The organism is Polyangium sp. y55x31 (assembly GCF_029946505.1).
GTDB lineage: Bacteria > Myxococcota_A > Polyangia > Polyangiales > Polyangiaceae > Polyangium.
In genome coordinates this window covers 1-13,605 of sequence record NZ_JARZHG010000053.1, presented here as the reverse complement: position 1 = coordinate 13,605, position 13,605 = coordinate 1, and the positions used below count along the sequence as shown (strand labels likewise).

15 protein-coding genes are annotated in these 13,605 nt (G+C 68.5%); 10 read left to right on the top strand and 5 right to left on the bottom strand.

Annotated features, from left to right (window positions below):
* Positions 1-11: 11 nt before the first annotated feature.
* Positions 12-899: a hypothetical protein gene (locus QHF84_RS45965; protein WP_281319979.1), complete on the bottom strand. Its 888-nt coding sequence runs from the start codon at positions 897-899 to the stop codon at positions 12-14.
* An 80-nt stretch (positions 900-979) separates the two neighbouring features.
* Here QHF84_RS45965 and QHF84_RS45960 point away from each other — a divergent pair, with 80 nt between their 5' ends.
* Together QHF84_RS45960 and QHF84_RS45955 are read left to right on the top strand one after the other, a co-directional pair.
* Positions 980-2,167 carry a hypothetical protein gene (locus QHF84_RS45960; protein WP_281319978.1) on the top strand — a complete coding sequence of 396 codons (1,188 nt, stop codon included), beginning with the start codon at positions 980-982 and terminating at the stop codon, positions 2,165-2,167.
* A gap of 240 nt (positions 2,168-2,407) precedes the next feature.
* Positions 2,408-3,223, top strand: a complete 816-nt coding sequence (locus QHF84_RS45955; protein ID WP_281319977.1) for a hypothetical protein — start codon at positions 2,408-2,410, stop codon at positions 3,221-3,223.
* A 293-nt stretch (positions 3,224-3,516) separates the two neighbouring features.
* On the opposite strand, the gene QHF84_RS45950 is transcribed toward QHF84_RS45955, so the two are convergent.
* A complete protein-coding gene (locus tag QHF84_RS45950) occupies positions 3,517-4,668 on the bottom strand; it encodes a DUF362 domain-containing protein (RefSeq protein WP_281319976.1) in 1,152 nt (383 codons plus the stop codon).
* Between the two features lie 107 nt (positions 4,669-4,775).
* On the opposite strand from QHF84_RS45950, the gene QHF84_RS45945 reads away from it, so the two are divergent.
* The 8 genes from QHF84_RS45945 (at position 4,776) to QHF84_RS45910 (ending at position 9,842) form a co-directional block, all read left to right on the top strand.
* On the top strand, positions 4,776-5,339 hold the full coding sequence (locus QHF84_RS45945) for a helix-hairpin-helix domain-containing protein (protein WP_281319975.1): 564 nt from the start codon (positions 4,776-4,778) through the stop codon (positions 5,337-5,339).
* Positions 5,340-5,372: 33 nt separating this feature from the next.
* Positions 5,373-6,089 (top strand): hypothetical protein, encoded by a 717-nt coding sequence (locus tag QHF84_RS45940; RefSeq protein ID WP_281319974.1) that lies wholly within the window; start codon positions 5,373-5,375, stop codon positions 6,087-6,089.
* A 97-nt stretch (positions 6,090-6,186) separates the two neighbouring features.
* Positions 6,187-6,951, top strand: coding sequence for a ribonuclease PH (gene rph, locus QHF84_RS45935; protein ID WP_281319973.1), 765 nt, complete (start codon positions 6,187-6,189; stop codon positions 6,949-6,951).
* Entirely contained in the window at positions 6,948-7,613 is a 666-nt protein-coding gene (gene rdgB, locus QHF84_RS45930; protein WP_281319972.1) for an RdgB/HAM1 family non-canonical purine NTP pyrophosphatase, read from the top strand. The genes rph and rdgB overlap by 4 nt, the downstream gene beginning before the upstream one ends.
* Positions 7,610-7,969 (top strand): AtpZ/AtpI family protein, encoded by a 360-nt coding sequence (locus tag QHF84_RS45925; protein WP_281319971.1) that lies wholly within the window; start codon positions 7,610-7,612, stop codon positions 7,967-7,969. The genes rdgB and QHF84_RS45925 overlap by 4 nt, the downstream gene beginning before the upstream one ends.
* The gene (locus tag QHF84_RS45920) at positions 7,966-8,457 is read left to right on the top strand and encodes an ATP synthase subunit I (RefSeq protein WP_281319970.1); all 492 of its coding nucleotides are present in this window, start codon (positions 7,966-7,968) and stop codon (positions 8,455-8,457) included. Before QHF84_RS45925 ends, QHF84_RS45920 begins: the two co-directional genes overlap by 4 nt.
* A gap of 60 nt (positions 8,458-8,517) precedes the next feature.
* Entirely contained in the window at positions 8,518-9,291 is a 774-nt protein-coding gene (gene atpB / locus QHF84_RS45915) for a F0F1 ATP synthase subunit A (protein ID WP_281319969.1), read from the top strand.
* Positions 9,292-9,500: 209 nt separating this feature from the next.
* Complete coding sequence (locus QHF84_RS45910; RefSeq protein WP_136928778.1) at positions 9,501-9,842, top strand: ATP synthase F0 subunit C; 342 nt, start codon at positions 9,501-9,503, stop codon at positions 9,840-9,842.
* Positions 9,843-9,958: 116 nt separating this feature from the next.
* On the opposite strand, the gene QHF84_RS45905 is transcribed toward QHF84_RS45910, so the two are convergent.
* From QHF84_RS45905 to QHF84_RS45895, 3 genes are all read right to left on the bottom strand, one after another.
* On the bottom strand, positions 9,959-11,677 hold the full coding sequence (locus tag QHF84_RS45905) for an AarF/ABC1/UbiB kinase family protein (RefSeq protein ID WP_281319968.1): 1,719 nt from the start codon (positions 11,675-11,677) through the stop codon (positions 9,959-9,961).
* A gap of 33 nt (positions 11,678-11,710) precedes the next feature.
* Positions 11,711-13,027, bottom strand: coding sequence for a L,D-transpeptidase (locus QHF84_RS45900; protein WP_281319967.1), 1,317 nt, complete (start codon positions 13,025-13,027; stop codon positions 11,711-11,713).
* Positions 13,028-13,046: 19 nt separating this feature from the next.
* The coding region (locus tag QHF84_RS45895) for an FHA domain-containing protein (protein WP_281319966.1) at positions 13,047-13,605 on the bottom strand (559 nt) is incomplete at its 5' end.

Below are 13,605 nucleotides of genomic sequence, written 5' to 3'. Positions count from 1 at the left end.
CTTCGGTCCGCTCAGGGGAGCGGCTTGGGTTCTTCGTTGCGGGAGAGGACCGCGCGATCGGGGTAGACCCGCGAGACGCGCAAGGTGCGGTTCGCGCACTGAAAGAGCGGGCCGCCGGGGCCGCGGCGATAAAAGACGCGGACGTTCTCCTGCAGGTAAAACGACCAGAGCCCGGCCTCGTCGCGCAGGCCGAACACGCAGCCGAATCCGGTGCAATCGACGAGGTTGAAAACCCTGCCCGCCCGTGCCTCCTCGTCCGCGACCTTCTGGATGTATTCCTTCACGAGCAGCGGCACGTACGGCTGCCCGAGCAGATCGCCGCCCATGTAATGGTGCTTGTTGACCTCGACGTAGCTCTCGCGCGCGAAGGTCCTGGGGCGGCTCTTCGCGAAGAGCGCGCGCCAGTGCGTGCCGGCGCTGCCCTGCCAGCTCGCCGCGTGCGCGCCCGAATGAAAGACCTCCGGGCGCCGCCGATCGCCGCGAATGAAGACCGAGCAGCCCGTGAGCTCGGCCGTGAAAAACACGGGCGGATTGACGTCCGCGCCCGTGTGATCGAGGACCTCGCCCGCGGGGATGTGCATCGTGACCTGCCCGCCGCCGGGGTTCCACGGCAAATACCAGGTGAGGAAGGTGTCCGCGGCGCGCGGCGTCCCGGGCTCGTAACGCTCGAGGACGAGCTCGTAGGCGAGGTTCCGGTCGACGGTGGGGTTGTGCGTCTTGACGAGCTTCGCCGCGTGCAGGCGTCGGCTCCGCCGGATCTTGTGGCGCTCTTCGTCCGCCAGGCGCTCGGCGTTGTCGTCGTTCAGCGCGAGCAGGGCGTTCGCCACGATGGGCCGCGTCCTGGCGAATTCGAGGGCTCCGTGCGCGAGAAACTTCTGTGTGCCGGTGGCGCTGGACATGGGCGCTCGCTCCGGCGGACAAGCAGACCGGAGTTCCTGCGCGCTGGCAAGCACGTTCATGGGCGTTGTAAGATTCGCCCATGAAACTTTCGCTCCTTCGCGCCTTTTTGATGGGCCTCCCGGCCGCGCTCGTGTCGGGCTGCGTCGACGATGGGTACGACGCGTATGCGCCGAAGCCCCCGCCGAACCTCGCGTGCGCCGCGATTCCCTGCGGGGGCAGCGGGGAGGCGTGCGAGCCGTTCGTCATCGAGCCGAACGTCGTCATGGGGTCCTTGACCTCGGACGTCGAGTCGATCGTCGTCCGGCAATACGCGACGCCGGGATCGATTCGCCGCCTGCCGAAGCCGGGCTGCTCGGCGCCGATGCTGGACGTCGGAGGCCTGCGGGTCGAATGGGCCGTGGTCTCGCACAATTTCATCGCCTGGACCCAGCGCGGCAACGAATCGACCTGCCTCGGATCGAATCTCTCCTGGTGCGACCCGAGGAACTGCGATCCCGACGTGATCCCCGTGCTCGGCGAGCAACCCGAGTTCGAGAAGCTCGCCGGAATCACGCTCGGCGGCGAATACCTTTATTACATGCTCACGGACGGGCTCGTGGGGCGGGTGGCCAAAGGCACGACCGCATACGAGGCGCTCTGGATCGACCCGGAATACAAGGAGGGAATGGCGGCCTCGTTGCTCTACGACATCCGCTATAGCGATGGCCTGCTCTATTTCACGCGCTTCGCGCTGGGGGACGACGTGCCGAACTCGTGCGACGACGGCGAGAAAGCCTTGACCGGCGCGGTATACTCGCTCGATCCGTCGGTGGGCGTGGGCGTGGAGGAGAAGGCGCTCGTGAAGGGCCTCAATTATGTGTCGAGCCTCGACGTGTCCGACGAATACGTGTTTTTCTTCGCGCAGAACAACGCGCTCCTGAACCGTGTATCGAAGGCCGGCGGGGCGGTGGAGTCGTTCGTGCCGACGAGCGGCGAGCTCATCTTCTCGAATGCGGCGACGGATTTTTCGCTCGCGGTCCTGCCGCCGATCGAGGTCCAAGGAGACTGGGTCTATTTCGGCGCCTCGACGTTCGACGGCGGCAAGGCGATCGCGCGGCTGCCCGTGGGCGGCTCGAACTGGGGGACCCAGGCCGCCGAGATCGTCGTGCGGCCGACCGGGCCGTTCCATTTCACGGTCGACGAGGAGGCGCTCTACTGGATCGAATGCGAGACGAACGCGCCGTGCGAGAACGGGCGGCTCCAGGCGCTCGCGCTTTCGCCGCCGTGAGCGGAGGAAGAGCACCTTCGCTCCCGCTCGCTCTCCGCCGAACCCGGTCCTCGCCCTCCTTCGCCGCGGGTCGACCCCCAGCGAACCCGGTCCTCGCCCTCCTTCGCCGCGGGTCGACCCCCAGCGAATCCGGTCCGCGCTCCCCTTCGCCGAAATGCTGCTCCGATTGCGTGGCGAGCCCTCCGTCCGGCGTCTACCGCGCCGACCGAATTTTCCGGCATGCCCCGAAGGAGGCTCTGCATGGATACCTCGCTCGCCACGCTCTTCAATCTGTACACGTTCACGCCCGGCCGCCGTCTCTTCGCGATTGCGCAGGTGCGCAAAGCTGCGCTCGCCGCCGGCGACATGGCCATCGCCGCGTTCGCGGTCTCCTGCGTCGATCACGACGAGGCACTGCGCACGCTCGAAGCGACATGGGCAGCGCAAGACGAAAAGGCCCCCGCGTTCGCGCCCGAGGCGAAGCCGATCGATCTGGCCATCGATGGCGTGCTCGTCGCGATTCGTGATACCGCCGAGCGGCAAGTCGAGGCGTCAGCGCAGGGCGATCCCATCGCCACGAGCGGCTCCGCGCTCTTGAAGGAGATCTTTCCGCGCGGTCTCTTCGCAGTGACGTCCCTCCCTTACGTGGAAGAGCTCTGCGAGGTGGAGCGGATCCTCGGCGTGCTCCAACATCCGATGCGCGTACCCACGGTGCAGGAGCTCGGGCTCTCGCGGTACGTCGCGCGGCTCGTCGATCTGGCGAAGCAATATCGCACCGCACTCGAGCTGCCTTTGCCGAAGCGGGTCACGTTTCCCGAGGTGAAGGCCGCGCGCGCCGAGGGGCAGCGGCGAATGCTTCAGCTCGTGGCCATGATCGTGGGTCGATACCCTTCGGACACGCCGGAGGATCAGGCCTCCCGTTTGGCCATGCTCGGCCCCATCGTGCAGCAGAACGAGGCCATCGGGCAGTCCCTGCGCGCGCGGCGAACGGCCGATGACGTGGATCCCGAGACGGGTGAGCCTTTGCGCGTTCCCGTCGTGAGCGAGGCGCCGGCGGTCACGACGAGCCCCGCCTGATGTGTTTTGCGGCGTAGCGCCGGGGTTTCACCCCGGACCCGAGCAGGGGCTATCCGCCCCTGCACCCGGACCAGCGCAAGCGCTGGACCCAGGGCGACAGCGCGCGATGCGCGCTGTCGACAGGGAAGACGTTGCTAGCAGGCAGGGCTCGGCTCGTGGTCTTGCGACGGTCTGTTCGATGAACTGCGCATCGCGCAGTTCATCGACCCCGAGTCCAGCGCTTGCGCTGGTCCGGGGTGAAGGGGGCGGACAGCCCCCTTCTGGGGTCCGGGGCAAAGCCCCGCTCTCTCCCCTCAGAGCGTGACTTCGCGCATCGAGATGCGGTTCTTGTCGAACACGCCGAGCCCGAGCTCGCTCGCGATGCGGATGTACGTCGGTTCGCGGCCGGCGTCTTTGAGCGTCGGCAGGCCGTTGTCCTTGCGCCACTGCTCGATGATGCCCCAGCCGAGCGTGTCCATCGCCACGGGGTCGGTCGTCGCGTAGACGGCCTCGTGCAGCACGCGACGCTTCTTGTTCTTGTCGAGCGGACCCTCGTCGTAGATGAGCTTGAAGCCGTCGATGATGTGCAAGCGCACGCGACTCTTCACGACGTCCTGCGCGTAGAGCTCGGCGATCTGCGGGCTCGCGTTGTGCTGGTGGAAGGCGTGCGGGTTGATCGTCGCGCCGTGCGTGATGTTCTTGAGGCAACCCGTGAAGCCGCAGATCGAGTGATCCTTGATCAGGCCGACGTTGATCACGGCTGTCGCCTCGGTGAAGGGACGGACGAACTTCGTCGGGATGCCCATCACGTTGAGGTCGGGCATCGTGGCGTCCTCGTTCTCGTGCACGGCGGTCGCGATGCCCGCGGGCAGCGCCGGGTCGGGGCCCTTGTGGCGATCCCAGATGCGCGTGCCTTCCAAGAACTTCGGGTATTGCTCGAAGATCATGATCTGGCTCGCGGGCACGCCGGCGGCCATGACGCCGCGCACGACTTCGAGGATGAGCTCGCGGTTCGTGGCCATCGTCGCGCCCTTCTGGCCCGCGATGCCGTTTGGCTTGATGGCGACCTTGTCGTCTTTGTGGACGAACTTGGCGAAGGCCGCGCCGAGATCACTCTTGCCCGTGAGCTCCGACATCACGCGCTCGAGCATGAGCTTTGCGGCGCCCTCGGTGGGCCAGAGGCCGTTCGGCTGCATCACGTTCGACTTCGCGACCTTCACGACCTTGCCGGGGATCGAGAGGGGCACGAAGCCTGCCGGGGGCTTGGCTGCGAGGCCGGAGCCTGCAGCGAGCGCTTGATCGGCGCCGAGCAGCGCCGCGCCGGTGAGGGCAGCGCCGAGGAAGGTGCGTCGCGTGAAGGCCTCGGGGGACGGGGAAAAACGAGGGTCGGACATGGTCACCTGCTCGCCGGCATCGTAGCGCAGGTCGAGCGAGAGGTCCCGATGGCGTCGCCACCCCTCCGCCATGGCGGCGCCACCTCCGCGCAGACCGTTTGCACCCAAAAATGACGCGCATTCCCGCGTCGCCGCCCCTGGCACGAAGATCGCCGAAGAGGCCGCCGAGGAGGCTCTCGGTGGAACTTTCGGTCGAGGAGAAGCAGGTCGGCGCGCGGGCGTTTTTCGGGTCGATCGCGGCGCGGCTGCGAGGATCGGCATGGATGCCGCTCGCGGGGAAAGCGGCACTCGCGGCGCTCGGGTTCTTGGCGCTCGCGTTCGTGGGATCCGGAGCGGCTGCGGATTTGATGCCGCGTCGCGTCGGGGCATACCTCGGTCCGCCGGCGACGAGCGCGAGCGCGGCGGCGCCTCCGCCCGCGGCGACGGCGAGCGCGGAAGCGGATGCGGGAGCGAGAGCGCACGCGGAAGCGGATGCGGGGGCGACGGCGGATGCGGGTGCGGCGGCGGATGCGGGCGCGCCGATCGCGGCGGTGACTCCGGATGGACGAGTGATCCTGAACCTCGCGACGGAGGAGGATCTGCGAAAGCTGCCGGGCGTCGGGGCCACGAAGGCCAAGGCGATCCTCGCGCTGCGGGCGAAGCTCGGGCGGTTCAAGCGGCCGGAGGATCTGCTTCGCGTGAAGGGGATCGGGCGGAAGTCGCTCGCGCGGCTCCGGCCGAAGCTCCTGATCGACCCGCCGTAGCGGACGAGCGACGGCGTGCCAGACTGCGCGCCCATGCGAACGCGCCCCTTCGCCGTCCTCGTCTCGATCGCCGTCGCCGCGTGTTCCCAGGAGCCCGCCGGGGACTCCGCGGCGCCCGCGCGCACCGGGACGCCCGCGCCTCCGTCCGCCGCGCCGCCCGCGACGACGACGCCCGAGGCCGTCGCCGCGCCCGACGATCTCGACGTCGCCTCGCTGAAGAAGACGCTCAAGTGCGCGGCCGACGCGAAGAGCGGACCGTGCGCGGTGCTGAATGCGTTCGGCTCGTGCAAGCCGTGGAACGCGGTCGTGCCTTCCGGCGATGGCCGGTGGATCGGCCGGGGCCATCGCGTCGAGGGCGGCAAGACGACGGAGGAGTTCACCATCGTCCGCTCGCGCCGCGTGCCCTCGAACGAGGTCGGGCCCGGACAGCTCCCCGCGAAGGTCGGCATCAGCGACGTCGCCAAGCAGGAGGGCTCGGCGTTTTCCCAGGCGGACCGGCTCATCCGCATCCTCGAACGGTCCGACGTGCCGCCGCGGGCGAACATGGCGCTCGACTACTTGAAGAAGCGCGAGTCGTGGCCCGAGGGGTTTTCCATGAGGACCGTCGGCGGCCAGGTGTACGTCGCGTCCGAGGGAGGCGCGTTCGTCTGTCAGGGACCAAAGCAGGAGCTTTATCTCGTCCAGCGCGCCGCGACGCGGGGCGGGTCGGGCGAGGGGCTCTACGCGACGGTTTACCCCGTGACCTGGTGACCCGAAGCGACCACCGGGCGCGCAGGCCGGACGAGGAGTGTGGGGGCCGGGCGTGAGGATGCACTGCGCGGCTCTTCGCCTGTGCTAAGGACGCGGCGTGTCCCGCCCCGATGGCCGTAGCCCCGCCGAACCTCGCCCCGTCGAGATCGTCCCGCACTTCCACCGCAACGCAGAGGGCTCCGTGCTCTACCGCGCCGGCGGTACGGTCGTGCTCTGCACCGCGTCGATCGACGCGGTCGTGCCCGCATGGATGGCGGGCAAAGGCAAAGGCTGGCTGACGGCGGAGTACCAGATGCATCCGCGCGCGAGCCGCGCGCGAAGGGAAGCACGCGAAGGACGCGGCAAGTCGCCGAGCGGGCGGACGCAGGAGATCCAGCGGCTCATCGGGCGCGCGCTCCGGAGCGCGATCGACCTCGACGCGATCGGCGAGCGTACGATCGTGATCGACTGCGACGTGCTGGAGGCCGACGGCGGGACGCGGACGGCGTCGATCACCGGAGGCTTCGTGGCGATGTCGCTCGCGCTCGCGAAGCTGCGCACGGCGAACCAGATCGCGCCGGTGTTGCGGGACCAGGTGGCCGCGATCAGCGTGGGACACCTCGGCGGCGACGCGATCCTCGATCTCGTCTACGAAGAGGACAGCAAGGCGCGCGTGGACCTCAACGTCGTGGCGACGGCGCGTGGATCGATCGTCGAGGTGCAAGCGACGGCCGAAGGCGAGGCGATCGAGCGGCGCGACCTCGACAGCATGATCGACGTCGGGCTCGCCGGCGTCGCGAAGCTCGTGTCGATGCAACGAAGCGCGCTCGCGTCGGCGGGCGTCGAGCTCGCTTCGCTCTTCCAGGCGGGGAGATTCTCGTGAGCGAGGCGAACCTGCCGCTGGCGATCCTCGTCGCCACGACGAACCGCGGCAAGCTCGCGGAGCTCGGGGCGATCTTCGCCGACCTGCCGATCAAGCTCCTGCCGCTCTCGCAGGTGCTGCCCGACTTGCCGCCGATCATCGAGGACGGCGCGACGTTCGTGGACAACGCGTTGATCAAGGCGCGCACGGCGGCCGAGGCCGCGATGATGGTGACGCTCGCGGAGGACGCGGGGCTCGAGGTCGACGCGCTCGCGGGCCGGCCCGGCGTGCGCTCGGCGCGCTTCGCGAAGGAAGGCGCGACCGACTCGGAGAACAACGCGGCGCTGCTCGCGGCGCTCGAAGAGATCGACGACGAGCACCGCACGGCGCGCTTCCGCTGCACGATGGTGCTGCTCGATCCGTGGAACGAGGTCGAGCCCGAGGTCATCTGCGAGGGCCGCTGCGAGGGGACGATCGCACGGCAAGCGCGCGGCGCGGGCGGCTTCGGGTACGACCCGCTCTTCATCGTCAAGGGCGACGGGCGCACGATGGCCGAGCTCGGCGACGACGAGAAGAACCGCATCAGCCATCGCGCCGAAGCGGCGCGCTCGATGCGGCCCGTGCTGGAAGCATTGATCGAGAATCGACGCGCGACGGTGACGCGCGTGGTGGGCGAGCGGTGAACGGCAAGGAGCAGAAGCGTCCGCCCAAGGTCGAGGAGTGGCGCGGCGTCGGCAGCCTCGGGACGATCGGTCTCGAGATCGTCCTGTCGATCGCGTTTGGCTTCTTCGGCGGGCGCTGGCTCGACGGTAAATTCGGCACCGAGCCGTACCTCGCGGTCCTCGGCTTCTTTTTCGGCTGCGGCGCGGCCGTGAAGGCCTTCCTTCGCGCCTCGCGCGAGATGAAGGCGCAGGCCGAGCGCGAGGAGCGCGAGCAAGGCAATCCGCTGCCGCGTTACGACACGCCCGACGAGCGCAAGAAGGACGAGCCTCCGATCACGAAGGCGGACGACGAAGACGAGGGGAGGGGAGGCGCATGAGCGAAGACGCGGAAAAGCCTTCGAAGCTCGACGCGCCGATGCGCGGGGCGCTCCTCGGGGTGATCGGAACGGCGGTCGTCTTGACCGTAGGCGCGTTTGCGATCGGCGGGCCGAGGTTCGGGGTCGGCGTGGCGATCGGCGGGGCGCTCGCGCCGGTGAACCTCTGGGTATTTGCGCAGGTGGGCGAGGCGTTTTTGTCCCGGCGGGGCAACACCGCGCCTTGGGCGGTCATCGCCACGCTCAAGCTCGCGCTTTTGCTGGGCGGGGTTTGGCTCATTCTGCGCAGCGGGATTGCCTCGGGTCTCTCGCTCATCGTGGGGTATGGGGCCCTGCCCATCGGCATCACGGTGGGGACCCTGTTTGGCCCGAAGCCCCCGGAGGACCTCCCACAAGGTGATCCAAAGCGCAGATCTTTCGGGGACGCGCCGCGCGAAGATGTGCTAAAGGCGAGGCCCGCTGACGAGGGGGACCCCTCGAACGAGCCCTGAGATCGAGCAGCGAGTACGAGTTCGAGATTGGAGCGCTCCGGTGATGGAGCGACGACGGTCATGCCCGAGCATACTGGTTTTCTGACCTTCCTCCTGGCCCACCTCCCTGGTCTCCGCGAGAACGCGAAGAACCTCGGCCACAGCTTCATCGGTCACGAGCCGATGAGCTACCACTCGGTCGAGCCGATCTTCTCGAGCTTGCTCATCATCATCGTGTTCATCGCGATGGCGATGGCGGTGCGGTCGAAGTTCCGGCGGCTCGACGAGTCGGTCGTTCCGGACGATCGGCTCAGCCTGCGCACGTTTTTCGAGGCGTTCTTTGGCTACTTCTACGACATGGCCAAGGACGTGATGGGCGCGGAGAACGCCAAGCGGTACTTCCCGCTGATCGGCGGCGCCGCGGGCTTCATCTTCTTCTCGAACGTCTCGGGCCTGATCCCCGGCTTCTCGCCGCCGACGTCGAGCCTGAACGTCACGCTCGGCTGCGCGCTGCTCGTCTTCCTCTCCTTCAACATCTGGGGCATCAAGGAGAACGGCTGGAGCTACATCGCGCACCTCGCGGGGCCGAAGTGGTACCTCGCGCCGCTCATCTTCCCGATCGAGGTCATCTCGACCTGCGTCCGTCCGATCACGCTCAGCGTGCGTCTGATGGTCAACATCGCGGTCGACCACCTCATCGCCTCGGTCTTCTTCGGTCTCGTGGCGATCTTCCTGCCGCTGCCCGTGATGATGCTCGGGCTCATCGTGATCGTCGTGCAGACGCTGGTGTTCTGCCTGCTCAGCAGCATCTACATCGGCCTCGCCACGGAGCACCACCACGCAGAACACCACTGAGGCGTCCCGCCGGAAGATCGCGGTGGGAAACCTCAAAAAGCCGCTAGCCAAACCGTCAGTTTCGGATTAGAGCGGGGCCGCCCGAAGCGAAGCCCCCGAGCCCTCGGTGGGCTGGGACCAACAGTCGGTCCCCCCGAACCCCGCGGGTCGTCTCGAATGATGCATGCAGCCCCCCATGGGGGCGCGTGGCCTGAAAGGAGCAGAATCGGATGTCTCTCAAGAGCAAGCTCACCCTGTCCACGCTGGTCGCCACCGCGCTGGCCCTCGTTCCCAGCATGGCGTTCGCGCAGGATGCTGCTGCTTCGAACAAGTTCGACACGAGCGGCATGATCGCGCTGGCCGCCGGCCTCGCGATCGGCATCGCCGCCCTCGGCGGTACGCTCGGTCAGGGCCGCGCCGCTGCGGCCGCCCTCGAAGGCATCTCGCGCAACCCGGGCGCCGCGGCTCGTATCCAGACGCCGATGATTCTCGGCCTGGCGCTCATCGAGTCGCTCGTGCTCTTCGCGCTGATCATCGCGTTCTTGCTCCAGGGCAAGATCCCGCAGCTCTGATCGGATAGGCCACGCGCGGATTCACCGGGCCGCGGAGCAGGGCGTCGAGGTAGCTCGGCGCCCTGCTGCGCGCATGTGGTGGTCCGTAGGCGGCTGCTCCGCTGAACAACAGCCGGCTAACGAAGATGGCGGAGCACGTCGAGGACGACGTGCCCGAACATCACGAGCACGCCGAAGACGAGGAGCGTGATGCCGAGCGGATCCTTTCGATCCGTTTGAAGCAGCCACGTCCCCGCGAAGACGAAGGTCGCCACGACGAGGCCCGCGAAGAGGCGCCGTCCGAGGCGATCGACCGTACGCGGGAGGGTCGGATCGGTGGTGCGTAAGGTCAGCCGCCCGAGGCGCAGGTCGTCGAGGACCTCGCGGAGCTGTTGCGGCAAGTCGTAGGCAGCGCCGGAAAGGCGCTCGACGCCGCGCCAGAGCTCCATCCCGACGCGCTCGGGCGAGTAACGTTTGCGCAGGAGATCGAGGAAAAACGGACGCGCGACGCCAAAGACGTCGAGGTCCGGATCGATCTCCTTGCCGACGCCTTCGATCGTCATGATCGCCTTGCCGACGAGCAAGAAGTCCGGCGGGATCTCGATGCCGTACTTGCTCGCGCCGCGCATGAGGTCGCTGATCATCGCGGCGACGTCGATCTCCTTGAGCGGCCGGCCGAGATACTTCTCCGCCAGGACGCTGACCTCGGCGCGGTAGGCGCGCATGTCGACCTTCTTCGTCGGCGTGCCGATCGCGTAGAGCGCGTCCGCGACGCCGAGGTGGTCCTGACGAACCGCGGCGATCATCAGGTCGAGCGTCTTGTCGCGCATCTCCGGGGACAAACGTCCGACCATGCCGAGGTCGATGAGGCCGATCGTGGGGCTGTCCGGATCGCCGGAGATCAAGATGTTCCCAGGGTGCGGGTCCGCGTGGAAGAACCCGTCCTCGAAGATCATCTTCACGACGATGCCAACCGCGGCCTGCGCGATCGCGGGGCCCTTGTGTCCATGGTCGCGGATCTCGTCGTAGACCTTGCCGCCGGGCAGGAGCTCGAGCGTGAGCACGGTCTTGGACGATGCTTCGCGGTAGACGAGCGGGAAGCGCGCGTGCGGGTGACCCGCGAAGTTACGCCGGAACTTCTCGGCGTGCTCGGCCTCGAGGCCGAAGTCGAGCTCGCTCGTGATCGCGCGATCGAACTGATCGACGAGCGCCGATGGTTGGTACAAGGCCGATTCGGGGATCGTGCGCTCGATGAGCTTCGCGAGCGCGTGCAAGAGCTCGAGGTCACGCGCGACGGTCGTGCGCACGCCGGGCCGCTGCACCTTCACGACGACCTCTTGCGGGCCGTCGGCGTGCTTGAGCACGGCGCGATGTACCTGGCCGATCGAGGCCGCCGCGAGGGGTTTTTCCTCGAACCGCTCGTAGACGTCTTCGATCGGCGCGCCGAGCGAGGCCTCGACCGCGGCCTTGATGTCGCTCCACGGCAGCGGGTTCACCTCGTCCTGGAGCTTCTTCAGCTCGATGATCCAGTCGTTCGGCAGGACGTCGGGGCGCGTGGAGGCAATCTGGCCGAGCTTCACGAACGAGGGGCCGAGATCCATGCACACGAGCCGCACGCGCTCGGGCAGCGAGATGCGCCGTCGTTCTTCTTCGCCGCGCTTGGCGTCGGCCTCGGGCGCCTCGACCAGCGCGTCACTCGGCTCGCTGCCCGGGGGCAGCTCGGGCATGGCTTGCGTGCGCGGGCGACCGCCGAGCCCGAGCCGCTGCGCGAGCTCGCCGAAGCCGTGACGAACGAGCACGACGTAGATCTGGCGCAGTCGGCCGAGATCACGAACAGCGTTGACGATCGAGACCATGGGTATGCGCTCTCTCGCGTGACGGCTTCGCTTCTAGCGTACTCGCACGACCGTGCCCACGTCGTGCGTGCTCGGCAAGGCGGCGGTCCATCCGGCGGGCACGCGCGGCGTGGTCCAGAAGAAGAGCCGCTGCGCGTCGAGCGGCGCGAGGTTCACGCAGCCATGGCTGCGCACCTGGCCGAAGGATCGATGCCAGAACGCGCCGTGCAGGCCCACGCCCTTCGCGAAGAACTGCACCCACGGCACGTCCTCCATCCGGTAGTACCGCGTCGCGCCCTCGTCCTCGAGGTTGTCCATGTTCGAGGTGAAGAGCTTCGCCCAGATGCGCGACGTGCCGCGCGGCGTCGCCGTCGCCGATCCTTCGCGGCCCTTGCCCGTCGAGACGAGCGTCGCGAACACGGGGCGTTTGCCCTCGTAAGCCACGAGCGTCTGGCTCTCGAGCTCCACGTCGATCCACTTCTCGCCCGCCTCGACGTCGACCTCGGGCGGCGGCGGCGCGATCGTCGCGTGACGGATCTCCGACGAGCGGACCCACGCGTTTTCCCCGATGCGCGAGAAGCGCGCGCCGCCCACGTTTTTCTCCTCGAAGAAGGGCACACGTTCGAAGCGCGCGCGGCTGGCTTCCGTTTTGCCGAGCGCGCTCGGCGTCGAAAACACCTTCGCCTTGTCGACGAGGATCCACGCGAAGGGCAAGGCGTCCGCGGGCGCGTCGGGTTTGATCTCCTCGCCGCGGAACGCGAGCGGCCGCGCGGGGCCGAGGTCCCGCATCGGGATCCAGAGCTCGTTGTGGCTGCGTCCGTAACGAGCACCCTCGACCAGGCGCTCCTCCACGATCGCCACGGCGAACCCGGGTTCGAGCTGCATGTCGGGCGCGCCGATGTCGACCGCGTGAAGCTTTTTGTACGCAAACGATCCGTCGGGGCCGACGAAGTAGTACCGGAAGGGCAAACCGTCGGAGGTCTCGCGGATCGCGCGGTACGCCGCGTTCACGAAGGGCGTCTCCGCGAGCTCGACGGCGTCCTCGCAGACCCACGCGAGTGGGCCGATCGAGAGAAATCGTCCTTTGCAGCCCGGGCCGCGGCGCACGGCGAAGATCGGCAGGTGCACGTCGAGCGCGGCCGATCCGCGTCGCGGCGCGCCTTCCCACGGGGATGCGAGGATCGGCTGATCGGCCTTGAGGATCCGCGCGCTGACGATGCCCTGCGGCAAGGGCTCGGTCTCGGGCGCGACCCAGGGCGGCTCGTTCGAGGCGCGGGCGTGTCCCGTGACGAGGAGCGCGGCGAGCGTGAAGGAGAAGAAGGGCGGGGCGTGGCGGGTGGCTCGCAGGGTTTGTCCACGCGAGCCACCCATGACCGCCCCCATCAGCGCGTCAGCGGTAAGAGAACCGGACTTCGTGGTCGCAGATCCGGAACGAGTCGCCTTCGCCGATCGCCTTGCGCGTGATGCGCTGGCCGTTGAACTCGACGCCGTTCGTCGAGCCCATGTCGACCATGTAGTACTGGCCGTTCAGGTACTCGACCATCGCGTGCTGGCGCGAGACGTTCGGGTCCTTGATCGTCAGGTCGCTCGACTGCTTGCCGCGGCCGATGATGAAGCGGTCCTTGTTCACGACGCTCCGCTCGCCCGCGTAGTACGCGAAGAGCGGGATCGCGCCCGGGATGCCGCCGGCCGCGGAGGGCGCAGGCGCAGGCGGGGCCGGAGGCGGACCCGGAGGCGCCATGTTGCCGTACTGCGGCGGAGGCGGCGGCGGAGCCCCGAAGCCGATCGCCGAGGGAGGCCCCGGCGGCGGAGGCGGCGGCGCGCCCATCATCGGACCCGGCGGCGGGGGCGGCGGCGCGCCCATCATCGGGCCCGGCGGCGGGGGCGGCGGCGCGCCCATCATCGGACCGGGCGGCGGAGGCGGCGGCGCGCCGAGCGACGGCGGAGCC